13 protein-coding genes are annotated in these 21,570 nt (G+C 73.7%); all 13 read right to left on the bottom strand.

Annotated features, from left to right (window positions below; all coding sequences use genetic code 11):
* Position 1 precedes the first annotated feature (1 nt).
* Positions 2-2,203 (bottom strand): TOMM precursor leader peptide-binding protein, encoded by a 2,202-nt coding sequence (locus ACIQRW_RS16140; RefSeq protein WP_403760007.1) that lies wholly within the window; start codon positions 2,201-2,203, stop codon positions 2-4.
* Positions 2,200-2,955, bottom strand: coding sequence for an ABC transporter permease (locus ACIQRW_RS16135; RefSeq protein WP_361332733.1), 756 nt, complete (start codon positions 2,953-2,955; stop codon positions 2,200-2,202). The genes ACIQRW_RS16140 and ACIQRW_RS16135 overlap by 4 nt, the downstream gene beginning before the upstream one ends.
* 81 nt (positions 2,956-3,036) lie before the next feature.
* Complete coding sequence (locus tag ACIQRW_RS16130; RefSeq protein ID WP_403760003.1) at positions 3,037-3,999, bottom strand: ABC transporter ATP-binding protein; 963 nt, start codon at positions 3,997-3,999, stop codon at positions 3,037-3,039.
* A gap of 23 nt (positions 4,000-4,022) precedes the next feature.
* On the bottom strand, positions 4,023-5,177 hold the full coding sequence (locus tag ACIQRW_RS16125; protein ID WP_403760000.1) for a metalloprotease: 1,155 nt from the start codon (positions 5,175-5,177) through the stop codon (positions 4,023-4,025).
* Complete coding sequence (locus ACIQRW_RS16120; RefSeq protein WP_403759997.1) at positions 5,174-6,220, bottom strand: lantibiotic dehydratase C-terminal domain-containing protein; 1,047 nt, start codon at positions 6,218-6,220, stop codon at positions 5,174-5,176. The genes ACIQRW_RS16125 and ACIQRW_RS16120 overlap by 4 nt, the downstream gene beginning before the upstream one ends.
* Positions 6,217-8,985, bottom strand: coding sequence for a lantibiotic dehydratase (locus ACIQRW_RS16115; RefSeq protein ID WP_403759994.1), 2,769 nt, complete (start codon positions 8,983-8,985; stop codon positions 6,217-6,219). The genes ACIQRW_RS16120 and ACIQRW_RS16115 overlap by 4 nt, the downstream gene beginning before the upstream one ends.
* Positions 8,986-8,998: 13 nt before the next feature.
* Positions 8,999-10,585 (bottom strand): nitroreductase family protein, encoded by a 1,587-nt coding sequence (locus ACIQRW_RS16110; RefSeq protein WP_403760312.1) that lies wholly within the window; start codon positions 10,583-10,585, stop codon positions 8,999-9,001.
* 44 nt (positions 10,586-10,629) lie between these two features.
* Complete coding sequence (locus ACIQRW_RS16105; RefSeq protein ID WP_403760309.1) at positions 10,630-12,594, bottom strand: TOMM precursor leader peptide-binding protein; 1,965 nt, start codon at positions 12,592-12,594, stop codon at positions 10,630-10,632.
* Positions 12,595-12,700: 106 nt separating this feature from the next.
* Positions 12,701-15,097, bottom strand: a complete 2,397-nt coding sequence (locus tag ACIQRW_RS16100; protein WP_403759991.1) for a TOMM precursor leader peptide-binding protein — start codon at positions 15,095-15,097, stop codon at positions 12,701-12,703.
* Between the two features lie 5 nt (positions 15,098-15,102).
* Positions 15,103-17,076 carry a BTAD domain-containing putative transcriptional regulator gene (locus ACIQRW_RS16095; RefSeq protein ID WP_403759988.1) on the bottom strand — a complete coding sequence of 658 codons (1,974 nt, stop codon included), beginning with the start codon at positions 17,074-17,076 and terminating at the stop codon, positions 15,103-15,105.
* A gap of 134 nt (positions 17,077-17,210) precedes the next feature.
* Positions 17,211-17,459 carry a hypothetical protein gene (locus ACIQRW_RS16090; protein WP_403759985.1) on the bottom strand — a complete coding sequence of 83 codons (249 nt, stop codon included), beginning with the start codon at positions 17,457-17,459 and terminating at the stop codon, positions 17,211-17,213.
* A 346-nt stretch (positions 17,460-17,805) separates the two neighbouring features.
* The gene (locus ACIQRW_RS16085; protein WP_403759982.1) at positions 17,806-20,391 is read right to left on the bottom strand and encodes an ABC transporter permease; all 2,586 of its coding nucleotides are present in this window, start codon (positions 20,389-20,391) and stop codon (positions 17,806-17,808) included.
* Complete coding sequence (locus ACIQRW_RS16080) at positions 20,388-21,176, bottom strand: ABC transporter ATP-binding protein (protein WP_403759979.1); 789 nt, start codon at positions 21,174-21,176, stop codon at positions 20,388-20,390. The genes ACIQRW_RS16085 and ACIQRW_RS16080 overlap by 4 nt, the downstream gene beginning before the upstream one ends.
* Between the last annotated feature and the right edge of the window lie 394 nt (positions 21,177-21,570).

The following is a 21,570-nucleotide window of genomic DNA, read 5'->3' as shown; positions in this document are numbered from 1 at the left end:
GTCACGGGAAGGGGTGCGGGACGGCCTTGATCTCCGCCTCCGGCAGGTCGTCGGCCCGCCGCCCCGCCGCCCGCAGCGCGGTCCGCAGCCGGGGCATGGTCAGCGCCCGCTGTCTGCTCCAGCCGAAGTCCAGCGGCAGCAGTCCGGGGACGATGGCGGACACGGTGTGCAGGCCCATCCGGTGCTGCTCCGGCGTCGTCTGGTCGACGGCGAGGACGTCGTACCCCGCGGCGGTGAGCCGGTCCCGCAGCAGCCGCAGATCGTCCAGCAGGTCGCCGGTGCGGGGTCGCAGCGGCTGCCAGTTGGCGAACGTCTCCTCCAGCGGGAGGACGTCGACCGGTTGCAGGTAGGTGGCGGCGTGCCGGGCCATGGACGGCAGCCCGTAGAGCTGTGCGTGGTCCTTGAGGTGCAGGACCTTGCCGAAGTCCCTTGCCATCGCCTCCAGTTCAGGCAGTCTCTCGGTGACCTGGTAGGGCAGGTGCGGGATGTAGGTGAGGACCTCGGACAGGGCCGCCTCCACCGTGTCCGCCGGGTCGAAGCCGGCCGCCGCGCTGAACGACAGCGTGCCGTGGCCGCCGTCCCGGCGCACCGCGAGGGCGGTGACGACGGGGACCGCCAGGTCCATCCGCGTGTCGAAGGCGTGCACGTCGTAGCCGTGCAGGGCCGCCCGGTCGAGCATCGAGCGGACGGCGGGGGTGGTCGCGGTGGTGAGGTCGATCGCGGTGAGGGGCGCGCCGCCGTACCAGGCGAGGAGGAAGGCGTCCCGTTCGACGAGTTCGAGGAGCGCGAAGAGGATCGCCTCCTCCGGACTGCCGCCGGTGGCACAGCCGTTGGAGCACTCGAAGACGAAGTTGTCGGCGTCGACGCCCGCGCTGTAGTGGGCGAGCCGGGCCGGGATCAGGATCGGGGCGTCGTCGCGCAGGGAGTGGCCCCAGACCCAGGGGATCGCCCGGTCCGGGTCGAAGGGGCTGACCAGGGGGTCGGTGGCGTACGTCGCGGCGGTGTAGAAGCCGCAGTCGGCGGGGTTCAGCGCCTGGCCGGAGAGGTTGGCGTAGGAGTCGACGACCGGGGTGGTGCCGCGTCGGCGGTGGGTGCCCGCGTACCGCTCAAGGCCTTCCAGGTGGGCGAGGGTGCGGCTGGTGGAGTACCGGTTGGCCTGGCCGCTCCAGGTGACGTCGTTCAGGCCCGCGTAGCCCCGGACGAAGTGGGTCCCGGCGACCGGGGCGGTGGTGGTGGAGGCGGGGTTGATCCAGGTGTCGGAGCCGAGGGCGCCGCAGACCGGGTTGGCGAGGGCGGCCGTCGGCAGCGGGTAGGAGTCCAGGGTGCGGAGCCGGTAGCCGTCAGGGTCCGGTTTGGGGGTGGGCCTCAGCCGCATACGGGCGGCCTCCGCCGTGTCCGGGACCTCGTGGACGCAGGCGGGGCAGAGCGGTTCGGGCAGCAGCGGGAAGGTGGCTGTGGCGAGGGTGACCAGGTCGACCCGAGTGACCTGGGGCAGCGCCCGGTCGGCGGGGGTGGCGTCGGTGTGCGCGGGCGCGGTGTCCGTGTCCGTGTGCGCAGGCCCGGCTTCGGTGTGTGCGGGCGCGGTGTCCGTGTGGGCAGGCCCCGCTGCGGTGTGTGCGGGCGCGGTGTCCGTGTGGGCAGGCCCGGCGACCGTGTGCGCAGGCCCGGCTGCGGTGGGCACGGGCGCGGCGAGCGTGTGCGCAGGCGCGCCGGCGGGGTCTGCGCTGTCTGCGGTGTCTGCGGTGGCCGCTTCCGGACGGGTGCGCCGGCCGGTCAGGACCGCGCGGTACGCGGCCCAGACGGCGTCCACCGCGTAGTCGGTGAGCACCGGCCAGTGCACGGCCCCGTGCGGCTCGTACCCCAGCTCCAGGGCCTCGCGCTCGGACCGGCTGCGCAGCCGCTGCCAGCGCATCGCGAGGCACTGGCCGCACGCGGTGGCGTCGGGCCCGCCGCCCCAGGGGCCGATGAGCACGGCCCGGGAGGTCAGCTGCACGTTGGCGGCGGGCCGGGTGTCGGCGTACGGGTCCGGGTGGCCGAAGCCGAGGACGTCGGCGGCCCCGAGCGGCACGGCGTAGGGCGCGGGCAGACCGTCGGGGAAACGGGTGTGGCGGGCGGTCAGGGCGGACTGGAGCCGGTCGCGCCCCGCTTCCAGGGGGGTCGGGGCGGGGGCCGGCGCCGTCGGGTCGGGGGCCGTCGTCGTCATGACTTGTCGCTCCAGCGGAAGGTCTTCAGCGCGACCGCGCCGAGGACGAGGGCGAATCCGGCGAGGACGGCGCAGGCGACGCCGATGTCCTTCAGGGAGCCGTCGCCGGTCAGCGCGCCGGAGACCCCGTCGTTGAGGTAGCGCAGGGGCAGGACCCGGGAGAGGTTCTGCATCCAGCCGGGCATGGCGTCCAGCGGGAAGAACGAGCCGGACAGGAACGCCATGGGGATCATCAGGCAGTTGGCGACGGCGGCGACCGCCTCGGGGGTCTTCGCGTAGCTGCCGACGATGACGCCGAGCGCGAGGAACGCCGTGATGCCGAGGACCAGCACCGGCAGGGCGAGCGGCCAGCGGCCGTCCAGCTGGAGCCCGAAGGACGGGAGCAGCGCCACGGCCACGAAGAGGACCGCCTGCACGGCTCCGATGCCGAGGGCCAGGACGTAACGGGAGGCGAGGACGGTGGAGACGGGCGTGGGCGTCATCCGGATCAGCCGGAGGATGTCGTCGCGCCGCCACTGCATGAGGACGAACCCGACGCCGAAGACGGCGGCGTTGCCGACGCCCCAGGACAGCACGCCGGGCGCGATGTAGTTGATGTAGGGCTTGCCGCTCTCCTCGACCGTCTGGCCGTGGAAGATCAGCCCGAAGACCACCAGGAAGATCAGCGGGAACGCGAAGGTGAAGAAGAGGGTGGTGCGGTCGCGGGTGTAGGCCCGGTATCCGGCCTGGCTCAGCGCGGTGTAGGCGCTCATGGGGTGTCTCCGTATCGCTGGTTCTGCTGCACGTGGGGGCGGATCGGCTTGCCGGGCCGGACGAGACTTCGCGGACACGGTTCAGGATCGCGGGGCATCGGCCCCGGTGCCGGTCAGGTCCAGGTACACGTCCTCCAGGCTCACCGTCCTGGTCTGTACGCCCTGGAGCCCGGCGATCGCGTCGACGGCGGCCAGGACCCGGCCCGCGGCGAGGGTCTCCAGCACGAGCGAGCCGCCTTCCTCGGTCACCCGGTCCACGTCCTCGATGGCGCGGGCCTGTTCGGCTGTGAGGCGGTCGGCCGGGACCAGCAGCCGGGTGGTCGGGCTGGAGGCGGCGATCAGCCGGCCGGGGCTGTCCAGGGCGGCGACCCGGCCCGCGACCATGATGGCGACCCGGTCGCAGAGCGCCTCGGCCTCGTCCAGGTGGTGGGTGGTGTAGACGATGGTGCGGCCCTGGCCCTTGAGGTCGCGCAGGACCTGCCACAGGGAGCGGCGGGCCTGCGGGTCGAGGGCGGCGGTCGGCTCGTCCAGGAAGATCAGCTCGGGGTCGTGGACCAGGGCGGAGGCGATGGCGAGCCGCTGCCGCTGGCCGCCCGAGAGGTCGTCGACCCGGGTGTCGCCCTGCTCGGTGAGGCCGACGGAGGCGAGCGTGCGCTCGGCGGCGGCGGCGTCGCACCGGTAGAGGGCGGCCATGGTGGCCAGGTGTTCGCGGGCGGTCAGCCGGACGAAGAACGCGGAGGCCTGGGTCTGCACGCCGAGCCGGGGCAGCAGGGCGGTGTTGCGTGGCCAGGGGCTCGTCCCGAGGACGGCCACCGTCCCGGAGTCGGCCCGCCGCTGGCCCTCCATGATCTCGACGAGCGTCGTCTTGCCCGCCCCGTTGGGCCCGAGCAGCCCGAAGAACTCCCCGCGTTCGACAGTCAGCGAGACCCCGTCGACGGCCCGGGTGGCGCCGTACGCCTTGTGGACGTCGGTCAGGGCGACGGCGGGCCCGGCGGACGGTCCCGCCGGGGGGTCGTGGGGGGTGCGGGGGGCGGTGGACGTCATGGAACTCTCCTTGAGGTGGAACATCAGGCCGTCAGCAGATGGTGGGTGGCCGCGACGACCGCCGCCACGGTCGCGGCGAGAACGAGCACCGTGACCGCCGCGTAGGCGGGATAGGCGATACGGGCCCGGCGTGGATAGGCGGCGGCTTCCGGGGAGCGGCGCAGGGCGAGCCGGAGGTAGGCGCCGGCCGAGGCGGCGAGGCCGGTGGCTCCGGCGAGCTGGCCCGCGATCCGGTAGCCGTCCAGAGGCGGCAGCGGTACGAGCATCGCGAACGCCTGGACGCTGCCGAGGAGCAGCAGGGCGGCGAACGCGTCGTGCGTCGCGTCGTCGAGCGGGGCGAACAGCCAGAGCGCGCAGAACGGGAGCAGGAAGACCAGGTTCATCACCGCTCCGGCAAGGGCGGTGGCGATGCGGTGCCGACGGGTGCCGAGGTAGAGGTAGTCGTCGACCGTGCAGTACATGATCACGGCGGGCAGCCGCCACCGCAGCCCGATCTCGGCGACCCGCCCGCCGTAGTGCCGGGCCACCACTCCGTGTGCCAGCTCGTGCAGCGCGGTGCTCACCCAGAGCAGGATCGCCGTACCGGTCAGCAGGACGGGGTTGGTGAGCAATTGCCGTACGGCGAGCAGCAGTTCGCCGGAGCGGGCGACCACGACCGTCTCCATCGCGAGGACCAGCGCCAGGAGGGGCACCATCGCCAGGGGCGCGAGGAGGAAGCCGAACGCCCGGTGGAGGCGGGCGGTGGTGGCGTCGGCGTCGGCGACCAGGGGGAGGGAGCCGCGCAGGAGAGTGCGCTTCTCCGGTACGGGGGCGGGCGCGGCGGCGGGGACCTCCGGGGCGGGCGCGGCGGTGAGGGCCCCCGGGGCGGCCGTCCGCGCGGGGGCGCCCGCCAGCAGTCCCTTCGCCCCCAGCAGGGCCAGGAGCTGCTTCCAGTGGGCGTCCCCCAGCCGCCGCCCGTACGCGCCGGCGTACTCCTCACCGATCTCCCCCAGGCTCCGCTGCCCGTCCATGCGCGCGATGAGGAAGTGCTCCTTGGGCCCGACCTTGAAGGAGTTGCCGCTCTCGGCGTCCTTGATCAGGTGGACGGTGGCGGCCCCGTCCAGCAGCGGGTCACTGAGCAGGACGCGGGGCCGCAGCGCGGGCCGGTAGGAGGTGAGCGCCCCGGGGGCCGCGCTCACGCGGACTCCTTGAGGACCCGGCCCAGGACGTGGCTGAGGTAGGCCTCGTCGCGGATGGTGACGTGCAGCCGGTTGTTGGTCATGTGCAGGTACGGGGAGAGCAGCAGCGGCAGCGCCACGGCGGGGTCGGTGACCCGTTCGTCCCGCTCGCCGTCCCAGGACCGGAAGACCAGGTCTCCGTCGACGGCCAGCTTCCGTGCCCGGTCGCGCAGTTCGGCGCAGTGCTCGGCCCAGCCGGCCAGCGACCCGGGGAGCGAACGGGCGCTCCCGGGCGGGGCGGTGGCGGCCCGGACACGGGCGAACCGGTCCCGCAGCCCGTCCGCCGTACGGGCGTAGTTGGTGTCGTACTCGTCGGTGCCGATGAACCCGGTGCCGGGGAACGCCCGGTGCCAGAACTCGTAGTAGTCGTCGAGGTATCCGGTCAGCTCCGCCCGGTCCGGCAGGAAGGTGGAGGACATCACCATCATGAACTGGGCGGCCGTGCCCAGCAGGACGGTGCGCAGGTGGAGGTTCTTGGTGGCGAGGGCGTCGATCACCAGGTCGCTGGAGTGCCGGAAGTGCCACTCGGCCAGCTCGATCCCGGCGGGCCCGCCGTACTTCCCGAACTCCGGCTCGTAGGCCTCGCGGTGGCGGGAGTTGTTGGGGCGCAGGTTCATCCGGCCCTGCTCGTCCGTGTAGTGGCCGCGCTCGCCGCCGGGGAACTCGATCTCGAAGAGGGTGTTGTAGAAGTCGTTGAGGAACCCGGAGTCGACCTCGTACAGGGCGGGCCGCTCGGCCAGGAACGCGTCGACGGCCTCTTCGGTGCGGCGGGCCACCTCCGGCTCGGCGGCGGGCGAGGACGGCTTGAGGCGCAGCCGTACGTGGGGGCCCTCCAGCCAGTAGTTGATGAAGAAGTACCCGGCGAGCAGCCCGTCGGCCTCCAGCTCCGCGACCAGCGGGCGGACGCAGTTCAGGAGGAAGGGGCGGGGGTTGGCGGCGTAGAAGACGTGGGTGGCCTGCCACGCCCCGGTGGTGGTCGCGGCCGGTGCGGTGGGGGGTGTCATGAGGTGGTCCTCCTGCGGACGGGTACGGCCGTCTCCACGGCCAGTTCGGCGACATGGCGGCCGTGGCCACTGACGGTGGGCAGCGTGTCCTCGTCGGGCAGCATCTCCCGGAACACCACGCGGGCGTCGGGGGACTTGACCAGTGCCTCGAAGGCGGACAGGGACAGCGGGCTGTCGAAGTCGAGGTACTGCGGTTTGGCCCCGGTCGCTCCCCGGGCCCCGGTGTCCGACACGGTCGCGAAGACCCGGTCGGGCAGACCGTGGGTGCGCCGGAAGGCGTGCCAGTCCAGGAACCAGCCGTCCTCCGGCGTGCCCGGCCGGTGCAGCGGCAGGACGGTCGCCGGGGCGCTCCAGCTGCGCCGGCTCAGGACGAGCGAGCCGTGCCGCACCCGGGGCCGCCCGGTGACCCCGCCGCGCGGCTCGCCCTCGGGGACGCCCGCCCACACGTTGAGGGGGGCCATCGAGGTCGGGGAGAGGAGGAGCAGGGTGCGGGGCAGCTCGGGCAGGGCGAGGGGGACGAGATAGCCGAGGTAGACGGGGATCACCTCGCGGTCCAGGCGGACCGAGCGCAGGGCCAGCCGGTCGGCCCCAGGGTCGTGCACGAGGTACAGGTCGTCCAGCGCGATCCTGAACTCCTCCTCCAGCGTGCCGCGTTCGCCGGGGCAGACGATCTCGTACGGGGTCAGTCTGGCGTGCAGGTTGAGGTTGCTGGTGACCGGGCCGCCGGTGACCTCGGCCAGGACGGCCCCGTCGGGAACGAGGGTCTCGGTGTCCGCGAGGAGCCGTTCGCCGAGGCCGTCGAAGAGCTGGGTGAACCGGGTGAACGAGAACGACACCCCGCCGTAGGACCGGTTGAGGACGACGAGGGGGTCGCCGGGCCGGTCGGCTATCTGGACATGGTGGCTCATCGGCGTGAAGTCTGCGTCCAGTCCCCTCAGTTCGTCGGCCACGGCGTCCAGGAACGTCTCGTCGAGCCGCACTTCGGCCGCCCCTGGCCCCGCCGCCTCCGCCGCCTCCCACAGCGCGGTCATCCGGGCGGTGAAGGTGCGCCGGGCGGTGTCGAGGGAGCGCAGCCTCTCCAGGCCCAGCCAGTTGACCTCGGGGACGTAGGTGCCGTCGGCGTCGTACGGGGTGCGGGAGGCGGTGAACGTCATGTACTGGTCGAAGAAGTCCTCGTGGAAGTCGTGGACCAGCTTCAGCAGGTCGTCGCAGCGCCCGCCGCGTCCGTACCGGGCGAGGAAGAAGCCCTGGAAGGTGATCCGCTGCGGAAGGGTGAGGTCGAAGGCGGGCAGGACCCGCTCCACCGCCGCCAGCGGACCGGCGGCCAGCTCCTCCCACGCGTCGGGGTCCAGCGCGACGCCGGTGCCGGTCGCCCGGCGGGGCCCCGCCGCCGCGTCCTCGTACAGCAGGGTCTGCGGGACCTTCGCGCGCTCGGCCCCCAGCTCCTCCTCCTGGACGGCCCGCAGCCCGGCCCGTACGGATTCCAGCAGGGCGCGCCGCTCGTCCGGGGCGGCTTCGGCGAAGCGCGCGGCGTGGGCGGCGGGTTCCTCCAGCCGGTCCGCGAGGCGGTCGGCCCAGGGGCGGTCCAGGCCGCGCAGGGCGTCCTGGAAGGCGCGGAGCGGGTCGGTGTCGTGGACCTCGGTCCGCAGGCACGGCACCTGGACCATGCCGACGTCCAGGAGCGCCCCGAGGTACTGCTCGCACTCCTCGCGCGCCGCTCCCCGGTCCTGCTCCAGCCAGGCGGCCAGTTCGCCGTAGCGGAGGGTGCCGCGCTCCTCGAACAGGCCGAGCAGCCGTTCCAGGGTGCCGCTGCGGCGCAGGAAGAACAGCCGGTCCTTCACGGCGTCGAAGGTGACGGCGGTGTCGTCGTCCCCCGCGGTGACCCACCGCCGGACGTAGCGGACCCGGTCGTCGTCGCGCCCCCAGCCGGAGGCGAGGGCGAGGGGCAGATCGGCCCGGCGGACCGGGTCGGCGATCACCGCGTCGGCGAGCCGGCCCAGCGCCACGACGTTGAGCCGGACCTGCGTCCGCCACTCCTCCCCGACCTGGACGCGCAGCCCGTCGGAGCCGCCGAACACACCGGGGGCGACGGCGGTGAAGGTGGAGAAGGGGCTGGTCTTGCAGGCGGTGCGGTAGACGTAGGACAGCAGCGAGCGTTCGATCTTGCGCTGTTTGCGGTCGGGGCGCGCCCCGGCCCGGGACGCCTTGTGCCGGTAGGCGTCGAGTTGGGTGTCCAGGGTCGGCGAGGCGAGCAACAGCCCCTTGCGCAGGCGCTCGTGACCCGCGAGCCGGGCCAGTTCGGCGCGGCTGCGGCCGGTCTCGGCGGACAGCAGGCCGGCCCCCGCCTCCCGCTTCCCGGCGAGGGCGCGGCGGCCGGTCAGCCAGTCGGCGAGGGCCCGGGCGGCGGCCGGGTCGAGGGCGCCCACCCGGGCGAGGGCGTCCTCGGCGGCCGAGGGGTCCGGCAGCCGGTTGTTGAAGACGTCCCGGCGCAGCTTCAGCAGGGCGCGGCGCAGCGGTTCGTCGTCGCTGCCGCCGATCAGCCCGTGCAGCTGGTCCCCGGCCTTCCCGGCCAGCAGTGCCAGCTGCTCCGTGGTGTCGAGGACGTCGTCGGCCCAGCGGCGGCTGTCGGGGCAGCGCAGGGCCCGGACGTCGTCGACGGGGAGCCCGGCGATGCGCAGCATGAACGCGGGGCGCGGGGAGGGTGAGTTGGCAGAGTCGGTTTCGACCGTGCCGGCGGTCTCGGCGGTCTCGGCGGTCTCGGTCATCGTCGGCCCCCGTTCAGGCGATCTCGTAGCGGAAGTCGGCGGGGGCGGGGCGTTCGTTGCCGATCATCATGATCAGCAGGGGCGCCTCGCCCGTCCCTTCGAGACCCAGCTCCTCGATGTAGGAGATGTTGTCGAAGCCGAGGGCGACCCCGCACCCGAGGTCGACGGCCGCGGCGGCGGTGTAGACGGACTGGGCGACGGCCCCGATGGTGGCGTTGACCAGCCGGTATCCCCGGTCCCCGACCGCGTCGAGGACAGCGGTGGTGCGGACGGTCGGCACCAGGACGGCTCCGGCCTGCTCCAGGTTGTAGTTGGAGAGGAAGTAGTTCCGCTGGAGGAACTCTCCCGGCCGGCCCTCCTTCACCCGCCGCAGGCTCCGCCGCTCGGGGTCGTAGGCGTACGAGCCGGGCTCGACGCCCTCGACGTGGTTCACGAACGCGTACAGCCGGGTCAGCCGGACGTCACCGGTGTCGCCGCCGATCCGCGATCCGGCCGAGGCCGCGGCCAGGCAGGCGGCCAACTGGGCGGCGGTGACCGGCTGCTGGGCGTCGAACCGGCCGAAGCTGCTGCGGCGTGCGCGCAGGGCGGTGCGTACGTCGGCGTCCAGCGGCCGGGCGGGCGGCAGCGCGACCTCCACGAGCGCCGGGTCGACGGGGTGCGCGGCGGCCGGGGCCAGCGCGCCGGGGGCGGGCCGGGCGGCGGCGTCGGCCGAGGTGGCCGCCTGCATGCGGAGCAGCGCGTCGAAGGTGAGGACGGTACGGGAGCGCTCGACGTCCTCACGGCGTACGGAGACGGGCGCCTCGGCGGTCCGCCGCTCCGAAGAAGCTTGCCCGCCCGCCCACTTGAGCGGGACGACGGCGAAGATCCCCTCCGCCTCCGGGTCGACCCCGAGGAGTTCCGCGAGACGCTCCTCGTCGAACCAGAGGGCCGGCTCGACGGCCAGTCCCCGGGCGGCGGCCCACATCCGCCAGGTCTGGACGCAGGCCCCGAGGTCCATGGAGACGGCGTGGAAGGAGAAGCTGTTGTACTTGAAGGAGTTCTGCCAGTACTTGATGGAGAGCACCAGGTACTGATCGGTCTCCGGCCCCGGAGCGTCCTCCCCCAGGGCGTCACGGACCCGGCCGGAGACATCGCCCGTGAGCAGCCGCTGCATGGAGTGGTGCCGGGTGGAGTAGTAGTGCACTCCCGGCGGTACGGGGCCGCTCGGCCCGGACACCCAGTGGATGCCGACCGGGTACAGCCCGCCGCCGGAGGCGGAGCCGCGCGACCAGTTGGCCAGCGGGTAGAAGGGCAGGGCGTTCAGGTCCGTGTTGGCCTGGACGCCGAGACGGCGGCCGGTCAGGCCGTAGGAGTCGCGGAGCATGCCGGAGAGCGAGACCAGGTCGAACTCGTCTCCCCCCGGGCCGCCTTCGGGGAACAGGCCCCGGTCGAGCGTCGCCCCGGCCGGGTAGAGGGCGTCCGGCAGCGGGAAGCCGTCCGCGCCCGGGTGGAACTTGGCCTTGCGGGGGCCGTCCTGCCAGTTCGGTACGTAGTCCGCGGGGTCCATCGGGACCCGGCCGCGATGCATGATCGCGGCAGCGTATTCATGGGCGTATCCCATGGCGAGCTCCTTGGTCACGGCAGGAGGGTGAAGGGGAGTGGCGGTCATGGGAACGGGTGCGGGGCCGGGTTGAGGTCGGCGTCGGTGAGGTCCGCCGTCCGCAGGCCCGCCTCGCGCAGGGCGGTGCGCAGCCGGGGCATGCGCAGGGCGCGCTGGCGGGTCCAGCCGAAGTCGATCGGCAGCAGTCCCGGCACGATCACGCTCACCGTCCTCAGCCCCAGGTCGCGCTGTTCCGGCATGGTCTGGTCGACGACGACCACGTCGAACCCGGCGGCGGCGACGGTGTCCACGCACCGCAGCAGGTCCTCGCGCAGATCGTCGGAGACCGGGAGCACCGGCCGCGCGCCGGGCTCGTCCCCGTACAGATCGTCGAAGGAACGGAGCGGTGGGCGGGGGCTGCCCGGCGCGCCGAGCAGGAAGTCCGCGTGGTCGCCCATCTCGGGGATCCCGTACGCCAGCGGGTGGTCGTGCAGCGCCTCGACCTTCGCGAAGTCGCCTGCCATGGCCCGCAGCCGGTCCTCGTCCCGCTCGGTGCGGCCCTGGAGGTTGACGGCGTCGGTGGCGATCTCGCAGAGCGCCCCGGCGAGGGCCGCCTCCGGGTCGAGTCCGGCGCCCGCGCCGAAGCACATCCGGCCGGGTCCGCCGTCGGGGCGGACGGCGACGCCGGTGACGACGGGGATCGGGAAGGTGATCCGGGTGTCGAAGAACCGCGCCTCGTACCCGTACATCTCCAGCCGGTCCACCATCTGCCGGGTGGCGGGGCGGCGGCTGGTGCGCGGGTCGATCTCGGGCAGCGCGGCCCGCCCGTACCAGGAGAGCAGGAACGCGTCCCGTTCGACGACCTCCATCAGCCCGAAGTAGGCGGCCTCCTCCAGCGTGCCCCCGGAGGCGCAGCCGTTGGAGCTCTCCTGCACGAACCGGTTCTCCAGGCCCGGCGCGTGGTAGTAGGTGAGCACCTCGGGGACCAGGACGGTACGGGAGTCGCGGAGCGACCAGCCGCGCACCCAGGGGATCTCCCGGTCCGGAGTGAAGGGCCGGACGCGGGGGTTGGCCCGGTGGAAGTCGTCGGAGTACAGGCCGCTGACACGTGGGTCCAGGGCGGCCCGGCCCTCGGCGCGCAGCGCGTGCAGACTGGCGTGCACCTGGGCGCGTTTGGCGCGGGAGCGCATGCCCGCGTACCGCTCCAGGCCCTCCAGCACCCCGATGCGCACGCTCTCGGCGAAGGTGTCGGCGTGCCCGCCCCAGAACGTCTCGCGCAGATACGGTCCCGAGCGCATGGAGAAGCAGCCGATGGTGGCGGAGGTGGACGTGGAGGAGACGTCCTGGACGACGGAGGGGCCGAGCGAGCCGCAGACGGGGTTGGCGTACGGCTCGACGGGCAGCTCGTAGTCCTCGATGTCCCGGACCCGGAAGCCGCCGGGCCGCAGTTTGGGCGCGGGCCGCAGGGTGAGGGCCGCCGCCTCGTCGCTGTCCGGCTCGGGCCGCCCACAGGCGGGGCACTCCGGGTCGGGGACGAGCGGGTAGTGGCGTACGGCCAGGGTGTCGAGGTCGACGAGGTGGACGGCCGGGAAGGCGCCGGTGGCCGGTCCGCCGCCGGACAGCCGGGCGGCGACGACGCCGGCGAGAGCCTCGGCCGCGAACGGGGTGACATACGGGGACGGGCCCGCCGCCCGGGTCCCGGAGCCGAGCTCCAGCGCCTCGCGCAGGGCGACGGACCGCACCCCCTGCCACCGGCGCTCCAGGCAGCGGGCGCAGGGGCGTTCGGCGGTGCCGTCGGGGGCCGGGAGGGGGCCGACGACGGCGTGCCGCCCGTAGTAGCGCACGGGGACGGCCCAGCCCCCCACCGGTCCGTTCTCCGCGAACGCGTCGCGTACGCCCAGGGGTTGGACGTCCAGCGGGGTGATGGCCGCCGCCCCGCCGTGGCGGGCGAGGGCCTCCCCCAGCAGCTCCGCGAGGAGCCGGGTGGACTCCCCCAGCACCGGTCGGCCCGACGCGGTGTCAGTGGCCATCACCGCGTCCGGCGTGCCCGGCGCGGTGTCAGTGGCCATCACCGCGTCCGGCGTGCCCGGCGCGGTGTCAGTGGTCGCCGCCGCGTCCGGCGTGCCCGGCGCGGTCTCAACGGGCATCGGTGCCGCCCTCGCCGTCCACCGTGAGCAGCACCCGAGCCGTGGCGATGGAACCGGAGCGCAGGTCCGCCGGGGTCGTCGGCACGTACAGGGCGTCGCGGCCGGCGGACCTCAGGGCCTCCAGCACCGCGTCGAACGTGGTCTCCGCCGCGTCCGCCGCGACGGACGCGCCGCCCACCGCGATCGCCCCCGGGGCCAGGTCGACCATCAACGGGTCTCCGGTGTCGACCGCCGCCCCCGGGTCCTCGGCGGCGAGCTGCACCTGACCGAGCAGGTCCCGCAGGGCGGACGCGGCCGCCGAACGCCGGGACAGCCCGGCCCCGACCGCCCAACGGGCTGCGGCGGAGGGCCCGTTCGCCTCCCGGGCGAGCACCACGTGGGCGGAGGTGCGGTCCGCCTCGCCCAGATCGAGGAGGTCCACGGCGATGTCCAGGTTGGCGGCGGACTTCAGCAGGAACACCAGCTCCGGATCGTCGCCGCCCACCGCCAGCGGGCCGACCCGGGTGGCGCCCCGCACCGCGCGCAGCAGGGCGTCGTGGGTGAGCGCGGACAGCAGCCCCCGGCCCGCCGCCTCCGCCGCGCTGCCGCCCGCCCCGGAGCCGGCGGTGGTCGCCAGGTGCGCCCGGTCGTGGTTGTGCGGCCCGAACGGGCGCAGGGCGGCGGCCGGGACGCGTACCGGGTCCTTGCCGATCAGCGAGGTGGCGACCGCCCAGGCGGCGGGCACGGCCCCGGTGCCGCCGCCGGTCGTCAGGGCGTCGGGCCCGAGCGCCCGCAGCGCCCGCACACCGCCGTCCGGCTCACCGCTCCCGACGCCCGCCAGCGGGACCACGTGCTCGACGTACACCTCGGCCGCCGCGTACAGCGCCCGGGTCCGCGCCCCGGCCAGGTGGTGCACGTCGAACGCGGCGATCCGGCGGCTCGTCCCGCCGCCGAGGGCCACCTCGACACGGCTGAGCTTCAACGGGGTCTGGGTCAGCTCCTCGTCGTCGTAGCGGCGGAAGATCCCGGTGTACGGGCGGACCAGCACGGTGCTGATCCGGTTCAGCTCCTCGACCAGCTCCTCCGCGTCGCGGGCGGTCTCCACGGTCGCGGTGACGGGCAGCGCGAGCGTGCCGGGCAGCGCGGCGGGTTCGCCGACGGGGTCGCCGGCGAGATCGTCGGCGGCGAGCACGGTGCAGCGGGCGCACCGGGGGTGGGGCTGGACCGGTTCGGCCACCACGTCCAGCGATTCCAGGTCCTGGACGAGGACCTGGCCGGCCGTCTCGGCGGGCAGCGCGCCGGTGGCCAGGCGGAAGATCTCGTAGCCGACGAGGTTGCCGACCATCGCCGCGACCGGACCGGACAGGGCCGCCCCGCCGGCCGGTACGGCCCCGGCCGCCTCGCTCCACAGCTCGGCAGCCGTGCCGGGGTCGACGTTGCCGCTCAGCCGCAGGAGGGCGCAGGACCAGCAGCCGGTCGAGCGGGCCGTGGAGAGCGGGCCGACGACCAGGCGGCGGCCGAACAGCCAGGCGGGGACCAGGGTCACGCCCTCGGGCACCCCGGCGGCCAGCAGCCGATGGGTGCGCGCCCCGGCACCCGCGCCGGTGACCACGACGACGTCATAGCCGTCCAGGTCGGCCCAGCCCGCGTCCGTCCCGGCGGTGATCGTCTCGACACGCGCCCCGTTGGCGGCGGCCTCGGCGGCGACGTCCTGCGAAGCGGCGACGTCCTGGGAGGCCGCGCTGTCCTGCGAAGCCGGGATGTCCTGCGGGGCCGCGCTGGCCTGCGAAGTCGGGATGTCCCGTGAGGCCCCGGCATTCTCCGAGGCCGCCGCGCCCTCCGCTGCCGTGACGGTCCCGATGCTCGCGCAGCCGTTGCGCACCAGGCTCAGCGCGCACCAGCGGGCCGTCTCGTCGTCGCCGAGGACGGCGACGCGGGTGGCCCGGTAGCGGGCGAAGCGGGCGGGGGCGTCGTCGGCGTAGTGGTCGACGTAGGCGATCTGCGCGGCGAACCGCTCGGCGGTCCCCTCGTCGAGGGTGCCCCCGGCGGGATCGGCCTCAGGGATGTCGCGGGCGAAACCGCGCGCGTACAGCGTCTTGACCAGCTCGGCGGCCATCGCCCGCTGCGCGGGGCCGAACCCGGCGCAGAGTTCGGCCAGCCGGTGCTGCCCGGTGAGGTGCGGGACGACGAGGGAGGCGAAGCGGTAGGCGGTGCGGCCGGTGAGGTGGAAGCCGCCGTCGGCGTTGTGGAACAGCACCCCGCCGGGGGTCTCGGTGAACAGCACGTCGCGCCGGATGCGCGGCCGGGTTCCGGCGAGCGCGTCGAACGCGGTCGTCGCGGGGGACGACGCGGGTGCGGTCGTCGAGGGGGGCGTGGCGGGTGCGGTGGGTGCGGCGCTCTCGGCCATGGGGATCACACCTTCTCTGTGCGGCGGTCGCGGATCCGGGCGGTTCTTCGTACGTGGGCGCGGAGCAGGTCGTGGATGCGGTACGGGCCCGGCGGGCCGTCCTCCAGCAGTCCGGCATCGGCGAGCCGCTCCCGTACGGCTTCGGGAACGCCTCCCTCGTCCTCGGGGCCCCGGTCCCGGTCGGCGAGCAGCTCCGGCGGGCCCTGGGCGAGGAGCTCGAAGGCCTCCGACAGCCGGGGGTCGAGCCGGCCGAGCGCCCGGTCGAAGAGTCCGGTGACCGAGAGGTCCGGGGAGTCGGTCAGGGTGAGCCGGGCGAGCGGGTCCTCGCCCAGCCAGTCGACGGCGTCGGCGAGCCGCAGCCCCGGCCGGGTCAGCAGCCGGGCGGTGAGGATGCGCAGGGCGGCCGGGAAGTGGCCGCACAGGGCGGCCAGTCGACGGGCGGCGCGCGGTTCGGCCTCGACCCGCTCGGCCCCCAGGGCGGCCAGCAGCAGGGCGTACGACTCGGCCTCGGTGAAGGCGGTCAGGCGCTGCACCCAGCCGCCGTGCGTCGCGATGAGCCCGCCAAGCCCCATCCGGCTGGTGACCACGACGGCGAGGCCCGGTCCGACGGCGGAGCCCCCCGCGCCCGCGCTTCCCGCCGACGCCCCGGCGGGCGCCCCCAAAACTCCCGCGCCCGGCGCGAGCAGGGGGCGCACCTGATCGGCGTCGACCACGTCGTCCAGGATCAGCAGGGCGCGCCCCTCGCCCGACTCCCCCAGCGCGGCGGCCACTTCGGCGGCCACCTCGTCGACCGTGCGGGGTTCGCCGTCCACGCGGGTCATCCGGACGAGTAACCGCCCGGCGGGGAAGTCGTCCCGGACGAGCCGGGCGACGTGCTGGGCGAGCGCGGACTTGCCGATTCCGGGGGCTCCGGAGACCAGGACGGTGAGGGGCCGGTGGTCCTCGGGACCGGGGGCCGGGAGCGCGGTGAGGCGGGCGGCCATGGCGGCGGCCTCGGCGGCCCGCCCGGTGAAGTGCGGCACGGCGGGGACGGGCCCGACGCCGGGGGCGGCGGCCGGGGCGAAGACCGCAGCGGCGGCCGGGGTCGCGGACGAAGAAGTGACGGCGGCCGGGGCCGCGGACGAGGTGACGGCGGCCGGGGCTGTGGGCGAGGCGGCGGCCGGGCCGGCCGAGGGCGCGGCGGGGAGGGGAACGGTCTCGCCCCGGATGACGCGAGGGGCCGCCGGGCCGGCGGAGCCCAAATCCTCGCCGCGCAGGATGGACAGTTCGAGGCGGCGCAGGGAGGGCGAGGGGTCCACGCCCAACTCCTCCAGCAGGAAACCCTTGACCCTGCGGTACTCGGCGAGGGCCTGGGACTGGCGTCCGCTGCGGTAAAGGGCCTCGATGAGCTGTTCGTGGAAACGCTCGTGCCCCGGATATACGCGCGTAGTGGTCCACAGGTCGACGAGCGCCTCACCGCAGCGCCCGAGCCCCAGCAGCAGGTCGCAGACCCGCTCGACCGCGCGCAGCCGTTCCTCCGCGAGCCGGGGCACCTCGTCGCGGTGCAGGACGACGGACCGTACGTTGGCGAGCAGCGAGCCCTGCCAGAGCGAGAGGGCGTCCCTGAGCGCGCAGAGCTCCGCCTCCGGGTCCCGGTCCAGGCCGGCGGCCCGGCGCACCTGCTCGCGGAAGCCGAGCAGGTCCAGGGTGTGCGGTGCGGCGGTGATCCGGTAGCCGCCGGGCACCGCCTCGATGGAGGCGCCGGTGACCCCGTGCTTGGCGAACAGCCGACGGAGCCGCAGGACACAGGTCTGGAGGGCGGCCCTGGCGGTGACGGGCTGCTCCTCGCCCCACACCGCGCGCTGCAAGTACTCGGCGGAGACCGTGGAGTTGGCGTGCAGGAGCAGCGCGGCGAGCAGGTTCGCGGGCTTGGAGGGCTGGAGGACGACGGTGTCGGGTCCGTCCGCGAGGGCCAGCGGGCCCAGGAGCCGGAAACGCATCACGCCCGGCGCCCCCAGGGAGCGTCCCGCCTCTCCTGCCGGGTCTGCCGGGTCTGCCGCTCCTGCCGGTCCCGCCGGCCCTGTCGGCTCATCCGTTCCCGTGGGTCCTGCCGCCCCTGCGCGGGTCGACATTCCTAGTCCCAGCCGTTGACCAGTTTGCACACCTGGGCGGGTGCGGATTCCGGGGGCAGTTGGCCGATGAGGTCCGCCAACTCCGTACAGATCAGCCGGGTGACGTGGTCGGCGGTGGGCGGGGGGCCCGCGGGGGTGGTGGCCGACGCGGCGCCGGTGGAGAGCGCGAGGGCGGCGAGGGCGATTCCGGTGACGAGGGCGGCGGCTCTGGCCGGGCGGCGCTGCTTCTTGGCAAGCGGTGACCTGGACACGTTTTCCCCTTCGACGGTGGCGTCGGAGCCGGGGTTCGTCCCGGCTCGAACGACCATGCCAGCGCAGAACGCACCACAAGAGGGGCCTCGGTGTCAGCTTGCTGCACAGGGGACCGCCGCCCTGTGCAGCAAGCTGACACGGTCCGCCGTGACCGGTGGGCCCGGACGGGGAACGGGGGGCGGGGAACGGCGGGGGGAACGGCCGGGGGGGCGGGGAACCGCGCGGGGCGGGGAACGGCGCGCGGGGAACGGGGTCGGCCCCGGGACGTTTGGAGGAACGTCCCGGGGCCTGCGGGTCATCCTACGGTGACACCCGGAGGGTCACCGTAGTCGGGAGGACGCCGGCTCATCCGTCCGTCGCGATGGCGTTCAGGACGTTCATCCGGCCCGCCCGGAAGGCCGGGACGAGAGCGGCGAACAGTCCGACGAGGGCGGAGCAGGCGAAGACCGTGAGGATCGTCGGCCACGGGATCTCCAGGACCTCCAGACCCTCCAGCGCCAGCAGCTTCTGGGCCGCGGTGCCCCAGCCCATCCCGAGTCCGAGTCCGAGCAGCGCCCCGAAGAGGGCGATGACCACGGACTCCAGCCGGATCATGCGGCGCAGCTGGCGGCGGGAGAGCCCGATGGCGCGCATCAGGCCGATCTCGCGGGTCCGTTCGACCACGGACAGGGCGAGGGTGTTCACCACACCGAGCACCGCGACGATGATCGCCAGGGCGAGCAGGCCGTACACGATGTTCAGCAACTGGCCGATCTGGTCCTTCAGGTCTTCCTTGAAGTCGGCCTGGTTCTGCACCTTGTAGACCGGGTACTCGGCCATCGCGCTCTTCAGGGCCGCGTACGCCTCCTTCTCCTTGCCCTCCTCGGCCTTGCCGAACATGGCCACGTTCTGCGGCATCCGGTCGGCCGGGACGTAGGACGTCGCCGTCGTGAGGTTGGTGTACATCGCGCCGCGGTCGATGTTGGTGTCGTCGGAGGTGATGGCGGCGACCTTCAGCTTCGCCGTCTCCCCCGCCTTGAACGCGACGGTGAGGGTGTCGCCGACCTTGACCCCGTGCTTCTCGGCGTAGTCCTCGCCGACGGACATGGCGTTCTTGCCGTACGCCTTCGAGAGGTCGCCGGAGAGCGCGGTGCGCCGGACGTCCTGCTGGTACGTCGGGTCGGCGGCGGTGACCCCCTCGTCCACCGTCTTTCCGTCGGGGGCGGTGATCTTCGCCTTGACGTAGGTGTAGTTCGTCATGTGCTCCAGGCCCGGCACGGCGTTCAGGGCCTCGGCGGCCTGGGGCACGATCGGCCGCCCGGCGCCGCTGTCCTGGACGATGAAGTCCGCTCCGACCGACTTGTCGAGCTCCTCGGTGGCCGAGGCCACCATGGAGGACCCGACGACGGACAGGCAGGCCACCAGGGCGAGCCCGATCATCAGGGCGGCGCCGGTCGCTCCCGTACGCCGGGGGTTGCGCAGGGCGTTGCGCTCGGCCAGCCGGCCGACCGGGCCGAAGAGCCGCAGGACGACGACGCTCAGGGCGCGCACCACCACACCGGCCAGGAGCGGGCCGATCACGATGAAGCCGATCAGGGTCAGCAGCACGCCGAGGGCGAGGAACGTCGAGCCTTCGGTGGCCTTGTCCGCCTGGGTCGTCGCCCACAGCGCCGCACCGCCGGCCGCCGTCAGGAACAGGCCGATACCGGCCCTGATCCAGCCGGACCTGCCGTCGGCGGGGGTCCCGGCGTCGCGCAGCGCGGCCATCGGCGAGACCTTGCCGGCCCGGCGGGCCGGTATGTACGCGGCGAGAACCGTGACGACGACGCCGAGCACGAGGCCGATCGCGGGGGTCGTCCAGGCGACGGTCAGGTCGCCGGTGGACAGCTCCATGCCCACGGCGCCCATCGCCTTCATCAGCCCGACGGCGAGACCGACGCCGGCCGCGACGCCGAGCACGGAGCCGACGATGCCGAGGAGGACCGCCTCCACCAGCACGGAGCGGTTGACCTGCTTGCGGCTGGACCCGATGGCCCGCATCAGGCCGATCTCACGGGTCCGCTGGGCGACCAGCATCGAGAAGGTGTTGACGATGAGGAAGATGCCGACGAGGAAGGCGATTCCGGCGAAGCCGAGCATCGCGTACTTCATGACGTCCAGGAAGGAGCCCATGGAGTCCTTGTTGGCGTCCGTGGCCTCCTGCTGGGTCTGGAGCTTGTACGCGGCCGAGCCGTCGAGGACGGTGGCGACGTTCTTCTTCAGCTGGGTGTCGCTGACGCCGCTCTCCGCGCTCACCAGGATCTGGGTGAAGACGTCGGGGGCGCCGAGCAGCTGCTTCTGGGCGGTGGCGGTGTCGAGGTAGACGACGGCCGCGCCCGGGTTGGTGACGGTGAACGACGCGATGCCGCTGATCTTCGCCGTGATGTCACCGGTGGCGGCGATGGTGCGCAGCTCGTCACCGATCTTGAGCTTGTGCTTCTTCGCGGTGTCGGCGTCGACCATCACCTCGGTGGGGCCGCGGGGTGCGTGTCCGGAGGTGATCTCCATCGAACGCAGGTCGTTCTCGGTCCAGTTGCCCGCGATGGTGGGGGCTCCGGTCTCGGAGCCCATGTTCTTGTTCTCGCTGTTGACGACGGTGACCGCCATGGAGAAGACGGCGCCCTCCGCCTTCTTCACGCCGTCGGCCTTCGCGACCTCCTGGACGGCGGAGGCGGGCAGCGAGACGGGCTTGCCGTTGTCGGGCTGCTCGTCGTTCCCGCCGGCCGTCTTCGGGCTGACGGTGACGTCGGGCGAGGTCACCGCGAAGAGCTTGTCGAAGGTGGTGTTCATCGTGTCGGTGAAGACGAGCGTGCCGCAGACGAACGCCACGGACAGCAGCACCGCCACGGCGGAGAGGGCCATCCGGCCCTTGTGCGCGAGGAAGTTGCGCACCGAGGTCTTCCAGACAGTCATGACGTCCGCCCACGTGCGTCGAAGTGCTTCATGCGGTCGAGGACCTGCTCCGCGGTCGGGTTGTACATCTCGTCGACGATGGAACCGTCGGCGAGATACAGCACCCGGTCCGCGTAGGAGGCGGCGACGGGGTCGTGGGTGACCATGACGATGGTCTGGCCCAGCTCGTCGACCGACTTGCGGAGGAAGGACAGGACTTCGGCCCCGGCGCGGGAGTCCAGGTTTCCGGTGGGCTCGTCACCGAAGATGATCTCCGGCCGGGCGGCGAGCGCCCTGGCGACGGCGACACGCTGCTGCTGACCGCCCGAGAGCTGGGTGGGCCGGTGCTTGAGGCGCTCGGAGAGCCCGACCGTCTCCACGACCTGCTGGAGCCAGGCGGCGTCGGGCTTGCGGCCCGCGATGTCCATCGGCAGCGTGATGTTCTCGATCGCGTTGAGCGTCGGGAGCAGGTTGAACGCCTGGAAGATGAACCCGATCCGGTCGCGCCGGAGCTGGGTGAGCTTCTTGTCCTTGAGCTTGGTGATCTCGGTCTCGTCGAGGAAGATCTCGCCCGACGTCACCGTGTCGAGCCCGGCCAGGCAGTGCATCAGGGTCGACTTGCCGGAGCCGGACGGGCCCATGATCGCCGTGAACTGCCCGCGGGCGATGTCCACATCGACATGGTCGAGCGCGACGACCCGGGTCTCCCCGGTGCCGTACGCCTTCACGACCTGCCGCGCTCGCGCCGCGACGGCCGTACGCCCTCCAGTGCCCCCGTGCCTGGGAATGGTCACAGCCGTTGTCACGGTATTTCTCCTATGTCAGTCGATGACTGGACGTCATTGGGTACGGTCCGAGTCTGGGTTCTGGACGGTGTCCGGCGCGATGGTGCCCAGCGCAGTCTTCAGGTGGGGTTTTCCCTACCTGCCCCCCTGCGGTGGGCCCTAGGTCGTGTCCGCAAAGTCTCGTCTGGCCCACCCAGAGGGCGGACGACGATACTTTGCGGACACTCCCTAGGGCGTAAGAACAGGTTAAGGAAACGCCCCCTGCCGCCACGTCCTCCGCCGGGAGGAACGGGCCCTGGCCACCATGAGGGGGCACCCCCTAGGGGACTCGCCCCCCAGGGGGAGGCGAGGTCAGGGGCACCGTTCGCCCCGGCGGGACCCCGGGCGGGGCGGCCACCCAACCGGAGCGGAGGCG

The sequence above is a fragment of the Streptomyces sp. NPDC091287 genome (genome assembly GCF_044768525.1).
Classification (GTDB): domain Bacteria; phylum Actinomycetota; class Actinomycetes; order Streptomycetales; family Streptomycetaceae; genus Streptomyces.
This window is presented reverse-complemented; position numbering and strand designations above follow the sequence as displayed.

Coding starts and splice junctions, on each gene's coding strand:
- ACIQRW_RS16085 (WP_403759982.1), bottom strand. CDS start 20,391: ATGACTGTCTGGAAGACCTCGGTGCGCAACTTCCTCGCGCACAAGGGC.
- ACIQRW_RS16100 (WP_403759991.1), bottom strand. CDS start 15,097: ATGGCCGAGAGCGCCGCACCCACCGCACCCGCCACGCCCCCCTCGACG.
- ACIQRW_RS16105 (WP_403760309.1), bottom strand. CDS start 12,594: ATGGCCACTGACACCGCGTCGGGCCGACCGGTGCTGGGGGAGTCCACC.
- ACIQRW_RS16135 (WP_361332733.1), bottom strand. CDS start 2,955: ATGAGCGCCTACACCGCGCTGAGCCAGGCCGGATACCGGGCCTACACC.
- ACIQRW_RS16115 (WP_403759994.1), bottom strand. CDS start 8,985: ATGACCGAGACCGCCGAGACCGCCGAGACCGCCGGCACGGTCGAAACC.
- ACIQRW_RS16140 (WP_403760007.1), bottom strand. CDS start 2,203: ATGACGACGACGGCCCCCGACCCGACGGCGCCGGCCCCCGCCCCGACC.
- ACIQRW_RS16130 (WP_403760003.1), bottom strand. CDS start 3,999: ATGACGTCCACCGCCCCCCGCACCCCCCACGACCCCCCGGCGGGACCG.
- ACIQRW_RS16095 (WP_403759988.1), bottom strand. CDS start 17,076: ATGCGTTTCCGGCTCCTGGGCCCGCTGGCCCTCGCGGACGGACCCGAC.
- ACIQRW_RS16120 (WP_403759997.1), bottom strand. CDS start 6,220: ATGACACCCCCCACCGCACCGGCCGCGACCACCACCGGGGCGTGGCAG.
- ACIQRW_RS16110 (WP_403760312.1), bottom strand. CDS start 10,585: ATGGGATACGCCCATGAATACGCTGCCGCGATCATGCATCGCGGCCGG.